The following is a 16,729-nucleotide window of genomic DNA, read 5'->3' as shown; positions in this document are numbered from 1 at the left end:
GGTCCGCACCCCCACGCATCCCCGCCAGCACCCCCACCCCGACCCCCAGAGACCCAGCACCGTTGTCCGCCACCGCCGGGTCGAAGACCTCCGACACCCGCCGCCGCAACGCCCGCGACCACGCCGGACCCCCGTCCACCAACCCCTCACCGTCACCGTCGACGTCCGTGTCGGCGGCGGCGTCCGCGTCCGTGTCGGCCGCGGCATCGGACGGGTGGTCGGTGCCGGCGGCGTCCTCGGCGGCGGCGCTGCCGTCGCCGGTGCCGGGCGGGCGGCCGGCGGGACCGTCCGTCCCGGTGCCGGACGGGCGATCGGTGCCCGAAGACCGGTCCGCGTCGGGGTCCGCGTCTGCGTCCTCGGCCGGCAGCGGCGAGGTGCGCGTGAACCCCGCCGGCACCAGCCCACCCAGCACCGCCGCACCCTCCACGTCCACCGGCGCCACCGGCCGCGCCGGGCTCTCCCCGTCCGCGCCGAGCAGGTCCTCCAGCACCCCCTGCGCCCACGGATCCCCCGCCTCCAGCAGCACCCCCAACCCCCGCAGCCCCGCCGACGACAGCTCCCGCGCCCGCGCCAGCCGCTCCGCCGCCCCCACCGCACTGGCCAGGGCGAGCAGGTGCGCGCACGGACCGCGCCACCCGTCCTCCGGGCAGCACCACCCGCCACCACCACGAACCTCGCCTGCGTCCATGAATCGATCGTATGTTCGACCACTGACATCGGACCCGACGCATCCCTCACCTGTGCAAACCCCAGCGACATGAGGGCGCCGGGCCGCCGCACCGACGAGATCCGGGCCGGGGCACTTGCCGACCGGGCTCGAGCGACGTGAAGGGCAGGCTCAAGCAAAGCGTGCGATGGCCGCGGCGATCGCTTCCCCTGTGGCTCCGTGGCCGGACCCCTCGATGATCCACAGCTCGCTACCCGGCCAGGCGCGGTGCAGGTGCCAGGCGGTGTCGGCGGGCCCGGAGATGTCGAGGCGCCCCGTGACGAGCACTCCCGGGATCCCGGCCAGCGCCCCGGCGCCGCGCAGGAGCGCTCCGTCCTCGAGGAAGGCAGCGTGGGAGAAGTAGTGCGTGACGACCCGTGCGAATCCGAGACGGAAGGCGGGGTCCTCGAATCCACGGTGCGGGCGATGCCCCGGATGCGTGGCGACGTGCGTGTCCTCCCAGTCGCACCAGGCGCGGGCGGCGCGATCCCGGACCTCGGGGGCGGCGTCGTGAAGCAGGCGGCTGTAGGCCGCCGCGAGGTTACCGTCGCGCTCGCCCTCGGGTACGCCGTCGCGGAGCCTCTCCCACGCCTCGGGGAAAACCCGCCCCATCGCACGGGTCAGCCAGTCGACCTCGGCGTGGGTCGTCGTCGTGACCGAGGTCAGCACCATGCCCGTGACCCGGTCGGGGTGCTGCTCGGCGTAGGCGAGCCCCAACGTCGTGCCCCAGGAGAGCCCGAGGACCAGCCATCGGTCGATCCCGACGTGCTCACGCAGCCGCTCGAGGTCGGCGATCAGGTGCGCCGTGGTGTTGGTCGAGAGATCGACCACCGGCTCGCTCGCGTGCGGCACGCTGCGACCGCTGTTGCGCTGGTCCAGCTGGACCACCTGGAAGACCTGCGGGTCGAACCACTGCCGCCAGCCCGGGCGGCTGCCCGAGCCGGGCCCGCCGTGCAGCACCACCACCGGGCGGCCCGCCGGGTTCCCGGACATCTCCCAGTAGAGGCGGTGCCCGTCGCCGACGTCGAGCATCCCTGTCTCGTACGGCTCGATCGGCGGGTGGACGGGCACGGAAAATTCCCTTCCGTGGCTGACGCGGCGGCTCCTACCGTATCGGCGTCATCACACCGCGCGCCGCTCGTGGACATCGCGGCGCGTCGATCCGGGCCGCCCACACCTCACGACCGACGAGGACCCTCATGAATCCCTTGGCAACGGCGGACGTGACCGAGCGTCTGCGCCAGCACGTCAGCGGCCGGGTCATCGCGCCCGGCGAGGCCGACTACGAGACCCTCCGCACCACCCCCAGCGGCGCGCCGGACGCCAGGCCGGTCGTCATCGTCCGGGCGCGGAGCACCGCCGACGTCGTGCACGCAGTCGCGGCGGCCCGCGAGAGCGGGCTCGAGCTCGCGGTGCGCAGCGGCGGGCACAGCGGCGCCGGGTACAGCACCACGGAGGGTGGCATCCTCCTCGACCTCGGGGAGATGAAGGAGCTGGAGGTCGACCTCGAGCACCGCTCCGCCCGGGTTCAGCCGGGGCTGACCGCGGGCGAGTACAACGAGGCGGTCGGCCGTCACGGCCTCGCGACCGGCTTCGGCGACACGGGGTCCGTGGGCATCGGCGGCATCACCGTCGGCGGCGGGATGGGCCTGCTCACCCGCAGGTACGGCCTCACGATCGACTCCCTGCTGGCCGCGGAGGTGGTCACCGCCGACGGCGGCGTCCTCGAGGCGGACGCCGACCACCACGCGGACCTGTTCTGGGCGGTCAAGGGTGGCGGCGGGAACGTCGGCGTCGTGACCCGCCTGACCTTCCGTCTGCACCCCGTCGACGAGGTGCTCGGCGGGATGCTCGTCCTTCCGGCCACCGCCGAGGTGATCGAAGGGTTCGTCAGCCTGGCGGGCGCGGCCCCGGACGAGCTGAGCACCATCGCCAACCTCATGCCGTGCCCGCCGCTGCCGTTCGTGCCGGCCGAGGTGCACGGTCGGCCGGTCCTGATGGCGCAGCTGGTCCACACCGGCCCGCTCGAGGCCGCGCAGCAGACGCTGGAGCCGTTCCGGAGGCTCGCCGAGCCGTACGCCGACCTCGTCCGACCGATCCGCTACCCGGAGATCTTCCAGGGCGAGGAGCCGGGCCCGATGCCGGAGGTGGTCTCCCGCGGCGGCTTCGCCCGCAGGATCGGCGCACCTGAGGCGGCAGCTCTCGCGGCGGCGGTGGCGACGCCGGGCTCGGCCCGGATCGTCCAGATCCGGGTCCTGGGAGGTGCCGTGTCCCGGGTCGACGCCGCCGCCACCGCCTTCGCCCACCGTGACCAGCCGATGATGCTCATGCTCGTGGCGTTCTGCGACGGCCCCGAGGACCGCGCCCGGCAGGAGCGCTGGCTCGAGGAGGCGTCGGGCATGCTCGACGACGCCGCCTACGTGAACTTCATGGGCCGCGAGAGCCCGGAGCGCGTGCGCGCCGCCTACCCGGGCGGGACCTGGGACCGGCTGGTGGAGGTCAAGCGGCGCTACGACCCGGACAACCTGTTCCGGCTCAACCAGAACGTGCCGCCCGCCGGCTGAGACCGAGCGGGCGACGGCGGACCGGCCGCGGGTGGGCGGCCAGGCGCCTCAGGCCGCGGCCTTCTCCCGGACCTGGCGCTTGATCCTGCCCAGCATGCCCGCCATGCCACGCAGGCGCAGCGGGCTCACGGCCTGGGCCAGCCCGAGCCGGTCGGAGACGTCGGCGGGCACGGCCAGCACCTCGGCCGCCGTCAGCCCGTCGAGCCCCTCGTGGAGGATCCCGGCGAAGCCGCTGGTGGTGGGGGACTCCTGAGGCGCCTGGAAGTGCAGGTGGACGACCGCGTCGTCCCCCGCGCCGTCGACCTCCGCCACGAGGAAGATCGGCGACTGGCACTCCGGCACCGGCTCGAGGAGCTCGGGGTGCTCGGCGTACCGCTCGGGCAGGGCCGGCAGGTTGCGGCTGAACTCCAGCAGCATCTGCAGCCGGTCCGGGGCGCTCACGGCGTTGAAGTCGTCGACGATCGCCGCGAAGGCGGCGGGCAGGCCCTCGGTGGTCGCGGTCATCGGGCGGGCACCTCGCCGGGCTCCTCGCCGACGGCGATCGGCACGCGCACGGCGTTGCCCCACTCCGTCCACGAGCCGTCGTAGTTGCGCACGTCCTCGAAGCCCAGCAGGTGCTGGAGCACGAACCAGGTGTGGCTCGACCGCTCACCGATGCGGCAGTACGCGATCACCGGCTCGCGCGGGGTCAGGCCCTGCTCCTGCTCGTAGATCGCGGCGAGCGCGTCACGGTCCTTGAAGGTGCCGTCCTCGTTCGCGGCCCGCGCCCACGGCACAGACAGCGCGCCGGGGATGTGGCCGCCGCGGAGGCTGGCCTCCTGCGGGTAGTCGGGCATGTGCGTGCGCTCGCCGGTGTACTCGGGGAGGGAGCGGACGTCGACGAGCTGGCCGCCGAGGAACTCCAGCACGTCATCCTTGTAGGCCCGGATCCGCGTGTCGTCGCGCTCGACCACCGGGTACTCGGTCGCGGCGGGCGTGGGGGTCCCGGTGACCATCTCGCGGCCCTCGGCCTGCCACTTCGCCCGGCCGCCGTCGAGCAACCGCACGTCCGGGTGCCCGAAGAGAGTGAACACCCACAGGGCGTAGGCGGCCCACCAGTTGTTCTTGTCGCCGTAGAGCACCACCGTGCTCTCGCGCGTGATGCCCTTGGCGGACATGAGCCGGGCGAAGCCCTCGCCGTCGACGTAGTCCCGCGCGACCGGGTCGTTGAGGTCGAGGTGCCAGTCCACCTTGACGGCCCCGGGGATGTGCCCGGTCTCGTACAGCAGCACGTCCTCGTCGCTCTCGACGACGACGAGCCCCTCCGTCCCGAGGTTCCGGGCGAGCCAGTCGGTGCTCACCAGCCGCTCGGGGTGCGCGTAGTCGGCGAACTTCGGGTCGTCGTCGTAGGGCAGTGCCATCGTCAGAACCTCCACGCTCGGGTCGGGATGCTGCCCCGATCCTCTCACCGCGTGCGGTGCAGGACCTAAGCGGCTCCGGGGCCGCCGCGCGGGGCGGCGGCATGTGTGTCGGTCAGGTCCGGTCGAGCTGGGTTCGCAGCTCGTCGATCTTGGCGGAGAGCTCGTCGAGCGCACCTCGCACCGTGCCATCGGCCTGCTCGGACGCCTCCTCCAGCTTGGCCCTGGCGTCCTCCAGCGCGGTCCGCGCCTCCTCCTTGGCGGCCTCGGCCTCGTCCCCGGTCCCGGAGAGAGCCGCCTCCGCGTCCTGCACCGCCTCCTGGGCGGAGCCGACGGCGTCCTCGACGGCGGTGCGCGCCTCTGGGTCGAGGTCCTCCAGCTGCGAGCGGGCGTCCTCCGCCGCCGAACGCGCCTCCTCGGCCGCACCCTCCAGCGCCGTGCGCGCCTCCTCGGCGGAGTCACCAAGACCCTCGACGACGTCGGAGGCGGACTGCCGGACCTCCTCGGGGACGTCCTCGGCCGAGCAGGAGCCGACCAGCAGGGTGAGCGAGACGGCGGCGGCGGCGAGCATGGAGCGGTGACGCAAGGGGTCCTCCTGGGTCTGGGAGCAGCCATTGTGCGTCACCGTCAGGCACCGGCGCACGCCCTGGCCGGGCTGTCGGGTCCCCGGGCCGTGCCAGAGGTCAGGGGGCCCGCACGACGCCGACGCCCCGGTCGGCCACCTCGACGCCCGGGGCGAGGGCGGTGAGGTCGCTGTTCGCCAGCAGGCGCGCGGTCACGGTGGCGGCGGTCCCCGGCAGTGCGGTGGAGAGGACCTCCTCCCACCACAGCGCCGCCACGCCCGCCACGTGGGGAGCGGCCATGCTCGTCCCGCTCAGGCTCGACAGGCCACCGCCACGCTGCGCCGAGACCACGTCGACCCCGGGGGCCGCCACCTGGGGGAAGGTGTTGGAGAACGGCGCGACCACCAGCCCGTCGGGACCGCGCCCGAGCGCGCCGACCGACACGATCCCGTCGGCGGCCGCGGGCAGCGAGACGGCGATCTCCAGGTCTGGGTGCTCGTCGCGCCGGCTCTCGTTCCCGGCGGCGGCGACCACCACCGCACCGTGCCCGAACGCGGCCTGGCTGCGCACCACCTCCATGAGCGCGTCGAACATCCGCAGGTTCGCCCGGTACCCCTCCAGCGCCGCCGACGTCGCGAGGTCCGCCGGCCAGCCGTCGTCCACCAGGCGACGGACCAGCCCGGGGAAGTCGAACCCGAGGGACATGGAGATTACGTGCGCCCCCTCGCGCAGCGCCCACTGGATCCCGTTGAAGAGCATCGTGGAGTCGCCGCTGCCGTCGTCGCCGAGCACCTTCCCCGCCAGCAGACGGCCGACCCCGGGCGCGACGCCGATCCGCGCCCCCTCCACGTCCCGTCCGAGCACCGTGCCCGCGCAGTGCGTCCCGTGACCCTGCACGTCACCGTTGCCGCTCCCGGTGAAGTCCTCCTCCACCACCGTCGCGCCGGCGAAGGCCGGGTGGGCGGCGTCGATGCCTGTGTCCAGCACGGCCACCGTCACCCCCGCGCCGGTGCGCGCAGACGAGTCGGCGCCGACGGCGGCCACGCCCCAGGCGGGCCCTGCCTCGACGGCCGTCACCGCCCGGGGTCCCGCGACCGGGAAGACCAGGCGGGTAGGCATCACGGGTGCGACCGCGCGGACCTCGGGGTCGCCGGCGACCTCCCGCAGCTCGTCCTTGCTGAGCCGGGCGATGTCCACCTCGGGCAGCGTGGCGAGCCCGTCCCCGAGGGACCGCGCCGATGCCTGGGAGCGCACGGCCAGCGGCACGCGCTCGGGGTGGCGCAGGACGGTGTAGGTGTCGGTGTGCAAGCGGGGTCTCCTCGGGTGTCGGTGGGAAGCGTCAGAGCCTGGTCGCGTGCATGTCGTGGAGCTGGAGCCGCCGCACGACGGCTTGCGTGTGCTCGGGCACGACCCAATCACGGACCGCTGACGTCCGCGTCCTCCAGGGAGACCTCCACGGCGTGCAGCGCATGGGCGCGCATGGAGTCGATCACCGGCAGCGGGCTGTCCTCGGGCCCGATGAGCAGCTCGATCTCCGTGCAGGCCAGTACCACGGCTTCCGCCCCGGCCGCCCTGAGCCCCTCGAGAACCCGGACGTACCGCCGTCGCGAGACGTCCGAGACGATCCCCCGGGTGAGCTCGTCGAAGATGATCTGGTCGATCATCCCCCGCTCCTCCTCCGGCGGGACCACGGCCCGGACGCCGTGGCGCGCGAGCCGGTCGGCGTAGAACGGCTCGCTCATCACCCACCGGGTCCCGAGGATCCCGACGGTGCGGTGCCCGGCCGCGACGGCGGCGCGGCCCACGGCGTCGCCGATGTGCAGCAGCGGCACGCCGAGGGCCGCCTCGACGTCGTCCGCCACCTTGTGCATGAGGTTGGTGCCGATGAGGACGACGTCGGCGCCCGCCCCCTCCAGCCGCCGCCCGGCGTCCGCGAGCAGCCGGCCGGCGCGGGCCCAGTCGCCGTCCAGCTGGCACGCGCGGATCACCTCGAAGTCCAGGGAGATCATCACCAGCTCGGCGGAGTGGTGCCCGCCCAGCCGGCGCTGCACCTCCGCGTTGATCACGCGGTAGTACTCGGCGGAGGAGTACCAGCTCATGCCGCCGATCAGCCCGATGGTCCGCATGCCCCCTACTGTGCCGCAGAACCCGCACCGTCCGGGCGCTCGCCGGTGACGAACTCGGCCACGCGCGCCACCACCCCGGGGTCGCGCAGGATGCGCTGGTGACCCAGGCCCTCGGTGGTCACCAGCGTGGCGGCGGGCCACGCCTCGGCGATGCGCAGACTCTCGGCGTACGGCACCTCCTTGTCGTGCCGGTCGTGGACCACGAGCGTCGGGGTGGCCGCGGACGTCCGGGTGAGGTCGAAGTCCGTCAGCGGGCGGCCCGCGAGCGCCTCGAGCCGCGCGTCGAAGAGCCGCCTGGTCCGTTCGCCGTACCCGAGCGTGCGGGCCAGCTGCGCCGTCATCGCCATCACGTCGGCGCTGGGTGCGACGAAGGCGAGCCGGCCCACCGGCATCCCGTCCGCGAGGGCGAGGGCCGCCGTCGTGCAGCCGAGCGAGTGGGCGACGACGGCGCTCGGCGCCCCGTGCCGCCGCCCGACGGCCGCGAGCGCCTCCGCCATCTCGACGGCGGTGCTGCGTCCCCGCCCGAGGGCCCCGGGCGCGGACTCGCCGTGGCTCGGGGCGTCGAAGCCGATCACGCGCCGTCCGGCTGCGACGACCGGGGCGACGAAGGCGCCGAGCTGGCCCCGCCAGCCGCCCCAGCCGTGCACGAGGTAGACGGGGTCCCCCGAACCCCAGGTCTCGACGGCGACGGTGCGGCCACCGGGCAGGTCCACCGTGGACCGCTCGCCGGCGCCGGGCCGCTCGTCACGGCGGCGCCCGCCGTTGGCGGGCAGCGTGCACCACACGCGCAGCGCCCACCGCGCCGCGAGCGAGGGGGCGACGGCGTCGAGCCCGCCGAAGGCGGCGCGCAGCGCGGCGACCCGCGCCACGTCCTTCGCGCGCGGGCGTCCGGTAGCTGTCGGCGTGCTCGTCATCGTCGGCTCCCGTGGTCGTGGCCCGTCCCGGCCTTGGTGCCCGTAGGCGTGACGATGGTACGGGCAGCCCCACGCCGTGACGCTCCCTCCTCCTGCCACCGTTCGCCCCCGGGTCGGCGGTGCGGTGGGCCGCTGACTCTGAGCGACCGGCGGGAGGCGGCGTCACGGACAATGGGCGCATGCGCTTCCTGCCCGGGCACCAGCCCTCGACCGACCTCACCTACGCCGACGTCTTCCTCGTCCCGGCGCGGTCGGACGTCCCGTCCCGCTTCGACGTCGACCTCACGACGACGGACGGCACGGGCACGACCATCCCGGTCGTCGTCGCGAACATGACGGCGGTGGCCGGCCGGCGGATGTCCGAGACGGTCGCCCGCCGCGGCGGGATCACGATCCTGCCGCAGGACGTGCCCACCGACGTCGTGGCCGACGTGGTCGCCGACGTCAAGGCGAAGGACACCGTCATCGAGACGCCGGTGACCGTCGGCCCGCACGACACCGTGCACACGGCCCTGTCGCTGATCGGCAAGCGCTCCCACGGCGCGGTCGTGGTGGTCGAGGACGGCCGGCCGGTCGGGGTGATCTCGGAGGCCGACTGGGAGGACGTCGACCGTTTCACCCAGGTGCACCAGGTGATGTCCGCGGACCCGCAGGTCATCGACGCCGCGGTGCTCGACCGCGGGCGCGCCGGCCTCGAGGCCGCGTTCGACGAGCTGACCCACGCACGCCTCAAGCTCGCACCGGTGGTCCGCGACGGCCGCCTGGTCGGGGTGCTCTCCCGCCGCGGCGCGCTGCGCTCGAGCGTCTACACCCCCGCCGTCGACACCCGTGGGCGCCTGCGCGTGGGGGCCGCCGTCGGGATCAACGGCGACGTCGCCGGCAAGGCACGCGCCCTGCTCGACGCCGGGGTGGACGTGCTCGTCGTCGACACCGCGCACGGTCACCAGGAGCGGATGCTCCGCGCGCTCGACGCGGTGCGCTCGGTGGACCCGCAGGTCCCCGTGGCGGCGGGCAACGTCGTCACCGCCGACGGCGTGCGCGATCTGGTCGCCGCCGGCGCGGACATCGTCAAGGTGGGCGTGGGGCCGGGCGCGATGTGCACCACCCGCATGCAGACCGCCGTCGGGCGGCCGCAGTTCTCCGCGGTGCTCGAGTGCGCGGAGGCAGCCCGGGAGCTGGGCGCCCACGTGTGGGCCGACGGCGGGGTGCGGCACCCGCGCGACGTCGCCCTGGCGCTCGCGGCGGGCGCCTCGCAGGTGATGATCGGGTCGTGGTTCGCGGGCACGTACGAGTCCCCCGGCGACCTCCACACCGACGGCACCGGCCGCCTGTACAAGGAGAGCTTCGGGATGGCCTCGGCCCGCGCCGTCGCCGCCCGGACCGCCGGGCGCGTGTCCGGCTTCGAGCGGGCCCGCAAGTCCCTGTACGAGGAGGGCATCTCCGCCTCGCGCATGTACCTCGACCCCGACCGCCCTGGCGTGGAGGACCTGCTCGACGTCATCACCTCCGGGCTGCGGTCATCCTGCACCTACGCGGGGGTACGCACCCTGGCCGAGTTCGCCGAGCGGGCGCGGGTCGGCGTGCAGTCGTCCGCCGGCTACGAGGAGGGGCGCCCGCTCCCCGCGGGGTGGTGAGGGCGCCGCGGGTCGTCAGTCCCCGAGCGCGTCGAGGAGCAGGTTAAGGCCCTCCCCCGTCGTCGGGTGCGTGATGACCGCGTCGCGCACCTGCTGGTAGGTGAGCCCGCCCACCATGGCCAGCTGCACGGCGGTGACCACCTCGCCGGAGCCGTGCCCGAGCAGCGCGACGCCGAGGATCCGGTCGGTGGCGGAGTCGACGACGGCCTTCCAGCTCCCGGTGGTCTCGTGCAGGGGCTTGGCGCCTCCTAGCACGCCCGCCCCGCCCGCGAGAGGAGGTACCGCCGCTCCGGGATGCTCAGGGTGCGCCGGGCGGCGCGCAGGTAGTGCTCCCGGGCCGCCTCCGGCTGGCCGGCCAGCTGCAGCAGGTGCCCCCGGACGGCGTCGAGCCGATGGTGCCCCGCCAGCGCCGCCTCGGCGTCGGCGAGCGCCGCCAGCCCGGCACGGGGACCGTGCACCATCGCGACGGCCACCGCGCGGTTGAGGGTGACGACCGGCGACGGCGCCGCGGCGTCGAGGAGGTCGTAGAGACCCAGGATCTGGGACCAGTCGGTCTCCGCCGCCGACGGCGCCTCGTCGTGCACCGCCGCGATCGCCGCCTGCAGCTGGTAGGGCCCGACCGGCCGGCCCGAGGCGAGCGTGCGGGTGAGGAGGTCGACGCCCTCGACGATCGACGCGGTGAGCCAGCGGCCGCGGTCCTGCTCGGCGAGCGGGACGAGCTCGCCGGCGGGCCCGGTGCGCGCTGGGCGGCGGGCGTCGGTGAGCAGCATGAGCGCGAGCAGCCCGGCGGTCTCGGCGTCCTCCGGCAGCCGGGCGTGGAGCTGCCGGGTGAGCCGGATCGCCTCCGCGGTGAGCTCCACCCGCTGCAGCGCGGGCCCGGCACTGGCGGTGTAGCCCTCGTTGAAGATCAGGTACAGCACCTGGCGCACGGCGCGCACGCGCTCGCCGAGCCGGTCGGCAGGGGGCAGCTCGAACCGGGCGCCGGCGGCCCGGACGCGCTGCTTGGCCCGGCTGACCCGCTGCGCCACGGTCGGTTCCGGCACCAGGAGGGCCCGGGCGATCTCCGCCGTCGTCAGCCCGCCGACCGCGCGCAGGGTGAGGGTCACCTGGGCGGGCGGGGTCAGCGCCGGGTGGCAGCACAGGAGCAGCAGGGTGAGCGTGTCGTCCTCCGACGCGCCCGGCGGGGGCGGGTCCGGCTCGGCGGCGACGACGGCGACCTCCCGCCGTCGCCGGGCGCTCTCGTTGCGCACGATCTCGACGAGGCGGCGGGAGGCGACCGTGGTCAGCCACCCCTGCGGGCTGGCGGGAACGCCCTCGCGGGGCCACTGCAGGGCGGCGGCGAGCAGCGCCTCCTGGACGGCGTCCTCGCAGGTGGCCAGGTCGCCGTGGCGCCGCACGAGCCGGCCGAGGACCCGCGGCGCCAGGTCGCGCAGCAGGTCCCCGACGCCGTCGTCGGTCACATCTCGCCCCCGCCGAGCTGGAGGACGGGCCGGACCTCGACCCGCCCGAAGGTCGCCTCGGGCAGACGCGCGGCGTGCTCGGTGGCGCGGTCGAGACTCTCGCACTCCACGAGGTAGAAGCCCGCGAGGAACTCCTTGCTCTCCCCGAACGGGCCGTCCGTGGTCTGGGTCCGCCCGTCGACCACCCGGACCTGCCGGGCGGCCGAGCCGTCCGCGAGCGCCTCCGCGACGACGAGCTCCCCGCTCCCGGCCAGGTCCTCCCGCAGGCGGGCGTGGAGGTCGAGGCCGGCGGCCTGCTCGGCCGGGCTCATGGCTTCCCACTCCTCCCGGGCGTTCGCGGCGAGGTAGATGAGCAGCAGGTACTTGCCGGGGGTGTCCATGTCAGCCTCCTGTGGTTGCGTGTCCCCTCGCCCCGTGGTCGAGACCGGGGTCCCGTTCTCGACACACCTCCGGCAGGATCTGCGGAGCCGCTACCTCGCCCCCGCCCGCAGGGCGCGCAGCGCCACGGACAGCGGCGCGAGCCCGGCCACGTCGAGGTCGTTGACACCCTCGACGGCGGAGCGGGCCCGCCCCAGGTAGGCGGCGTTCGCCCGGTCCCAGACCTTCAGCCGGTGGTCGGGCGAACCGTCGTCGTCGGTCTCCCCGATGACGCGCGCCGTGAGGGTGTTGAGGACCGCGTAGAGGTCCTCCCGGGCGGCGGCCCGGGCGAGGGTGTCCCAGCGGCCCTCGCGGGGCAGCTCGCCGACCCGCGCGAGCAGCGCCCCGATGCCGAAGTGCTCCTCCGCGGCGAACCGCATCTCCGCCACCACCTCGAGCGGCTGGCCGGTGCGCTCGGCGAGCTCGACGACGTCGAGCACGGCGAACTCCTCCACGAGGGCGCCGTACCGCCGGGCCAGGTCGTCCGGCACGCCGGCCCCGGCGAGATGGTCGCGGCGCCGCTCGGCGTCGGCGAGCGCCCGGCCGCGCAGCAGGTCCGGGATCAGCGGCGTGAGGGTCCGGGCGGCGCCGCCGAACCGCTCGATCTCCGCCGCGACGTCCAGCCCCTCGGGCCGGTGCTGGACCAGCCAGCGCACCGAGCGGTCCAGCAGCCGGCGGAACTCCAGGTACAGGTCAGCCTGCGCGTCGGTGGGGACGACGTTGTCGAGCGCCTCGACCTCGCGGACGAACGGCGCGATGCCGTAGACCTCGCGGGCGACGACGAACGCCCGCGCGATCTGCGCGGGCTCGGCGCCGGTCTCCTCGGCGGCCCGGTAGACGAAGGAGGTGCCGCCGCGGTTGACCACCGAGTTGGCCACGCGGGTCGCGATGATCTCCCGGCGCAGCCGGTGCCCGCGCATCTCCTCCGCGAACCGCTCCTGCAGCGGCTCCGGGAAGTAGCCGCGGAGCTCGGCCTCGAACCACGGGTCGTCCGGCAGGTCGGAGGCCACGAGGCTGGCCTTGAGGGAGAGCTTGGCGTAGGCGACGAGGATCGCGAGCTCCGGCGAGGTCAGGCCCGAGCCCGACTCGGCCCGCCTTGCCAGCTCGGCGTCGCTCGGGAGGAACTCGAGCGCACGGTCGAGCTCGCCGCGCTCCTCGAGCCACTCGATCGCCCGGCGGTGGACGCCCGCCATCTGGTTGTGCTGACGGCGAGCGTTGCCGAGCAGCACGCTCTGCTCGTAGTTCTGGCGCAGCACCCGGGCGGCGACCTCGTCCGTCATCGACCCGAGCAGCTCGTTGCGCTCCTCCAGCGTCATCCGCCCCGCCCGGGTGACGGCGGTGAGCAGGATCTTGATGTTGACCTCGTGGTCGGAGGAGTCGACCCCGGCGGAGTTGTCGATGGCGTCGGTGTTGAGGTGCACGCCGTGCAGGGCCGCCTCCACGCGCCCCCGCTGGCTGAAGCCGAGGTTGCCGCCCTCGCCCACCACGGCGCAGCGCAGGTCGGCGCCGTCCACGCGGATCGCGTCGTTGGACCGGTCCCCGATCTGCTCGTCCGTCTCCGCCGCGGCCTTGACGTAGGTCCCGATCCCGCCGTTCCACAGCAGGTCGACCGGGGCCCGGAGCACCGCCCGGATGAGCTCGGCGGGCGTCAGCTCGGTGACGTCGTCGTCGAGGCCGAGGCGGGTCCGCACCTGGTCGGTGACCGGCACGGACTTCGCGGTGCGGGGGTAGACCCCGCCGCCCTCGCTGAGCAGGCCGGTGTCGTAGTCCGCCCAGGACGAGCGGGGCGTCTCGAAGAGGCGGCGCCGCTCGGCGTAGGAGGCGGCGGCGTCGGGGTCGGGGTCGAGAAAGACGTGGCGGTGGTCGAAGGCGGCGACCAGCCGGATGTGCTCGGAGAGCAGCATCCCGTTGCCGAAGACGTCGCCGGACATGTCCCCGATGCCGACGACGGTGAAGTCCTGGGTCTGCGTGTCGTGCCCCAGCTCGCGGAAGTGGCGCTTGACCGACTCCCACGCGCCGCGGGCGGTGATCCCCATCTTCTTGTGGTCGTAGCCGGTGGAGCCGCCGGAGGCGAAGGCGTCGTCGAGCCAGAAGCCGTAGTCCCGGGAGACGGCGTTGGCGACGTCGGAGAACGCGGCGGTCCCCTTGTCCGCCGCGACGACGAGGTAGGGGTCGTCGCCGTCGTGCCGCACCACGTGCTCCGGCGGGACGACGTCGCCGCCGACGATGTTGTCCGTGACGTCGAGGAGGGAGGAGATGAACAGCCGGTACGCGGCGGTGCCCTCGGCCAGCCACGCCTCCCGGTCCACGGCCGGGTCCGGCGGGTTCTTGACGAAGAAGCCGCCCTTGGAGCCGGTGGGGACGATGACCGCGTTCTTGACGGTCTGGGCCTTGACCAGGCCCAGGACCTCGGTGCGGAAGTCCTCGCGCCGGTCGGACCAGCGCAGCCCGCCGCGTGCGACCGGGCCGAAGCGCAGGTGCACGCCCTCCACGCGGGGGCTGTAGACCCAGATCTCGAACATCGGCCGGGGCTCGGGCAGGTCCCGCAGGCGGCGCGGGTCGATCTTGAAGGCGACGGTGAGCCGGTGCTCGTCGGCGCCGGCCTCCCCCTCCCCGCCGTGGGCCGGCCCGGGGCCGGGCTGGTAGTAGTTCGTGCGCAGGGTGGAGCGGATCACGCCCGTCAGCGCGCGGACGATGCGGTCCTGGTCGAGGGAGGCGACGTCGTCGAGCGCGGCGGTGATGCGCCGGGCGATGTCCTCCTCGGCCGCCGTGCGGGCCTCGTCCGCGGCGTCGCCGTACGGGCCGGCCGGGTCGAAGCGCGTCTCGAACAGCTCCACGAGCATCGCGGCGAGCGCCGGGTTGTCCCGCAGCGCCGCCTCGACGTACTCACGGGAGAAGATCGAGCCGGTCTGGCGCAGGTACGCCGCCGCCGCGCGCAGCACGACCACCTGCCGCCAGGTCAGGCCGGCGAGGAGGACGAGGGCGTTGAAGCCGTCGCTCTCCGCCCGGCGCTCCCACGACGCGAGGAACGCCTCCTGCAGCCGCGCGCGGACCGCGTCCTCCTGGCCCGCCCACGCCCGCGGGGTGCCCGCGCGCAGGCCGAAGTCGTAGACGTGGATGCGTCCGCCGTCGAGCGCCTCGAGGGTGTGGGGGCGCTCGTCCGTCACCTCGAGCCCGAGGCCCTGGAAGATCGGGAGCACCGCGGACAGCGAGAGCTCGCCGCGGCGGTACAGCTTGAGGCGACGCTCCTCCTCGGCGGCGCCGTCGGGCCGGTAGAGGTGGAGCCCGAGGGACGTCGCCGTCAGCGCGCTCAGGTGCCGCAGGTCCTCCGCGGCGGCGACGGCGTCGACGTCCTCCTTGTACCCCTCGGGGAAGGCGAACCGCGAGGCCATCCGGGCCCCCTCGTCGCCGTAGCGGGTGGCGGCGGCCTCCGCGAGGTCCTCCTCCCAGGTGCGGGTCGCCTCGACCACGCGCCGCTCGAGCTCGGCGGCGTCGACGTCGGGCAGCTGGGTGCCGCGCGCCACCCGGACCACGACGTGCAGCTGGGCCAGCGTGGACTCGGAGACCCGGGCGTCGCTCTCCACGCTCGTGCCGTGGAAGGCCTCCTTCAGCAGCGCGCCCACCCGGCGCTCCACCGCGGGGGTGTACCGGTCGCGGGCGAGGTAGACCAGGCAGGACATGAAGCGCAGGTACTGGTCGCGGCGCAGGAACAGGCGCGTGCGGGGACGTTCCTGGAGGTGGACCACCGCGGTCGCCACCTCGGTGAGGGTGTCGACGTCGCTCTGGAACATCTCGTCGCGGGGGTAGTCCTCGAGGACGCCGACGAGGTCTTTCCCCAGGTGACTCTCGGGCGCGAAGCCCGTGCGGGCGAGCACCTGGGACACCTTGGTGGAGACGAACGGCACCTCACGGACCGACCAGCTGTACGCGGTGGGCGTGAACAGGCCAAGGAACCGCTGCTCGCCGACCACCGTGCCGTCGTCGTCGAACGTCTTCAGGCTGATGTAGTCGAGGTAGTCGGGGCGGTGGACGGTCGAGCGCGAGTTGGCCTTGGTGATGATGACAAGACGGGGCTCGGCCGCCTTCCGGGCGACGGCCCGCGGCAGCTTGGTCGGGCCGCCGTGGTGGTCCTCGTCGCGCAGCAGCCCGAGCCCGGTGCCCGGGATGGCCTCGAGCGAGGCGTCGTCGGGGGTCTCGCCGCGCTCGAACCGGTACTCGCGGTAGCCCAGGAAGATGAACTGGCCGGCCACGAGCCAGTCGAGCAGGTGGCGGGCCTGGACGATCTCCTCCTCGTCGACCCCGCTGGGGGGCGCCTGGAGCAGCAGGGCGGAGATGTCGCGGGCCCGGGCCTCCATGCGCGGCCAGTCCGTGACGGCCGAGCGCACGTCCGCGAGGACCCGGCGCAGGGCGACCGCGAGCGGCTGGCGCTCCTCCTCCGCCTGGTCGACGCGGTCGACGTGGACGTGGATCCAGGACTCGCGCGTCGCCGCCCCGTCCTCACCCTCGGCCACGACCTCGAGGAGCGCGCCGTCCGCGTCGCGCCGCACCAGCGGCTGGGGGTGGACGAGCAGCCGGATCGTCCGGCCCTGGCGGGCGAGCTCGGCCGAGATGGAGTCGACGAGGAACGGCATGTCCTCCGTGACGATCTCGATGACCGTCAGCCCCGTGGACCAGCCGTCCTGCTCGACGGTGGGGGTGAAGACGCGCACGATCGTCTCGCCCGGGCGGCGCACGTGCGCGGCGTCGCGGTGGGAGAGGGCCGCGCCGAGCAGGTCGCGCGGGTCCTGGTCGAGGAGGTCCTCGGTGAGGACGTCGCGGTAGTAGCGCTCCAGGAGCACGACGGAGTCGTCCGGCGGGAGGGCACCCGGGAGGCCGTCGGCCGACTCGGCCGCCCTCCGGAACACCTCGGTACGAGCAGCGTCACGCGTGGCAGCCATGCTGGTGGATT

Annotated in this window: 13 protein-coding genes and 1 pseudogene; 2 read left to right on the top strand and 12 right to left on the bottom strand. The window is 74.6% G+C overall.

Annotated elements, in window-relative coordinates; genetic code table 11:
- A pseudogene (locus KZX45_RS19900) lies at positions 1–688 on the bottom strand (hypothetical protein); the annotation flags it as partial.
- Positions 689–838: 150 nt separating this feature from the next.
- Positions 839–1,777, bottom strand: a complete 939-nt coding sequence (gene pip / locus KZX45_RS07965) for a prolyl aminopeptidase (protein ID WP_248257179.1) — start codon at positions 1,775–1,777, stop codon at positions 839–841.
- A 128-nt stretch (positions 1,778–1,905) separates the two neighbouring features.
- On the opposite strand from pip, the gene KZX45_RS07960 reads away from it, so the two are divergent.
- Positions 1,906–3,270 (top strand): FAD-binding oxidoreductase, encoded by a 1,365-nt coding sequence (locus tag KZX45_RS07960; protein WP_248257178.1) that lies wholly within the window; start codon positions 1,906–1,908, stop codon positions 3,268–3,270.
- A 48-nt stretch (positions 3,271–3,318) separates the two neighbouring features.
- Here KZX45_RS07960 and KZX45_RS07955 read toward each other — a convergent pair whose 3' ends face one another.
- From KZX45_RS07955 to KZX45_RS07930, 6 genes are all read right to left on the bottom strand, one after another.
- Complete coding sequence (locus KZX45_RS07955; protein ID WP_248257177.1) at positions 3,319–3,774, bottom strand: SufE family protein; 456 nt, start codon at positions 3,772–3,774, stop codon at positions 3,319–3,321.
- On the bottom strand, positions 3,771–4,670 hold the full coding sequence (locus KZX45_RS07950) for a sulfurtransferase (RefSeq protein ID WP_248257176.1): 900 nt from the start codon (positions 4,668–4,670) through the stop codon (positions 3,771–3,773). Before KZX45_RS07950 ends, KZX45_RS07955 begins: the two co-directional genes overlap by 4 nt.
- Before the next feature lie 112 nt (positions 4,671–4,782).
- Positions 4,783–5,253 carry a hypothetical protein gene (locus KZX45_RS07945; RefSeq protein WP_248257175.1) on the bottom strand — a complete coding sequence of 157 codons (471 nt, stop codon included), beginning with the start codon at positions 5,251–5,253 and terminating at the stop codon, positions 4,783–4,785.
- Positions 5,254–5,350: 97 nt separating this feature from the next.
- Positions 5,351–6,538 (bottom strand): S8 family serine peptidase, encoded by a 1,188-nt coding sequence (locus KZX45_RS07940; protein WP_248257174.1) that lies wholly within the window; start codon positions 6,536–6,538, stop codon positions 5,351–5,353.
- Between the two features lie 107 nt (positions 6,539–6,645).
- Positions 6,646–7,356 (bottom strand): aspartate/glutamate racemase family protein, encoded by a 711-nt coding sequence (locus KZX45_RS07935; RefSeq protein ID WP_248257173.1) that lies wholly within the window; start codon positions 7,354–7,356, stop codon positions 6,646–6,648.
- Positions 7,357–7,361: 5 nt separating this feature from the next.
- Positions 7,362–8,270 (bottom strand): alpha/beta fold hydrolase, encoded by a 909-nt coding sequence (locus tag KZX45_RS07930; protein WP_248257172.1) that lies wholly within the window; start codon positions 8,268–8,270, stop codon positions 7,362–7,364.
- 179 nt (positions 8,271–8,449) lie between these two features.
- Between KZX45_RS07930 and KZX45_RS07925 the strand changes: the two genes are divergently transcribed.
- Positions 8,450–9,904 carry a GuaB1 family IMP dehydrogenase-related protein gene (locus tag KZX45_RS07925; protein WP_248257171.1) on the top strand — a complete coding sequence of 485 codons (1,455 nt, stop codon included), beginning with the start codon at positions 8,450–8,452 and terminating at the stop codon, positions 9,902–9,904.
- 15 nt (positions 9,905–9,919) lie between these two features.
- On the opposite strand, the gene KZX45_RS07920 is transcribed toward KZX45_RS07925, so the two are convergent.
- From KZX45_RS07920 to KZX45_RS07905, 4 genes are all read right to left on the bottom strand, one after another.
- Complete coding sequence (locus KZX45_RS07920) at positions 9,920–10,159, bottom strand: hypothetical protein (protein ID WP_248257170.1); 240 nt, start codon at positions 10,157–10,159, stop codon at positions 9,920–9,922.
- Complete coding sequence (locus tag KZX45_RS07915) at positions 10,153–11,364, bottom strand: RNA polymerase sigma factor (protein WP_248257169.1); 1,212 nt, start codon at positions 11,362–11,364, stop codon at positions 10,153–10,155. Before KZX45_RS07915 ends, KZX45_RS07920 begins: the two co-directional genes overlap by 7 nt.
- Positions 11,361–11,744, bottom strand: a complete 384-nt coding sequence (locus KZX45_RS07910) for a YciI family protein (RefSeq protein ID WP_248257168.1) — start codon at positions 11,742–11,744, stop codon at positions 11,361–11,363. Before KZX45_RS07910 ends, KZX45_RS07915 begins: the two co-directional genes overlap by 4 nt.
- A 90-nt stretch (positions 11,745–11,834) precedes the next feature.
- Positions 11,835–16,718 carry an NAD-glutamate dehydrogenase gene (locus KZX45_RS07905; protein ID WP_248257167.1) on the bottom strand — a complete coding sequence of 1,628 codons (4,884 nt, stop codon included), beginning with the start codon at positions 16,716–16,718 and terminating at the stop codon, positions 11,835–11,837.
- Between the last annotated feature and the right edge of the window lie 11 nt (positions 16,719–16,729).

Source organism: Georgenia sp. EYE_87 (genome assembly GCF_023148685.1).
GTDB lineage: Bacteria > Actinomycetota > Actinomycetes > Actinomycetales > Actinomycetaceae > Georgenia.
Note: the sequence above shows the minus strand (reverse complement) of the source record. Positions and strands in the feature narration are given on the sequence as shown.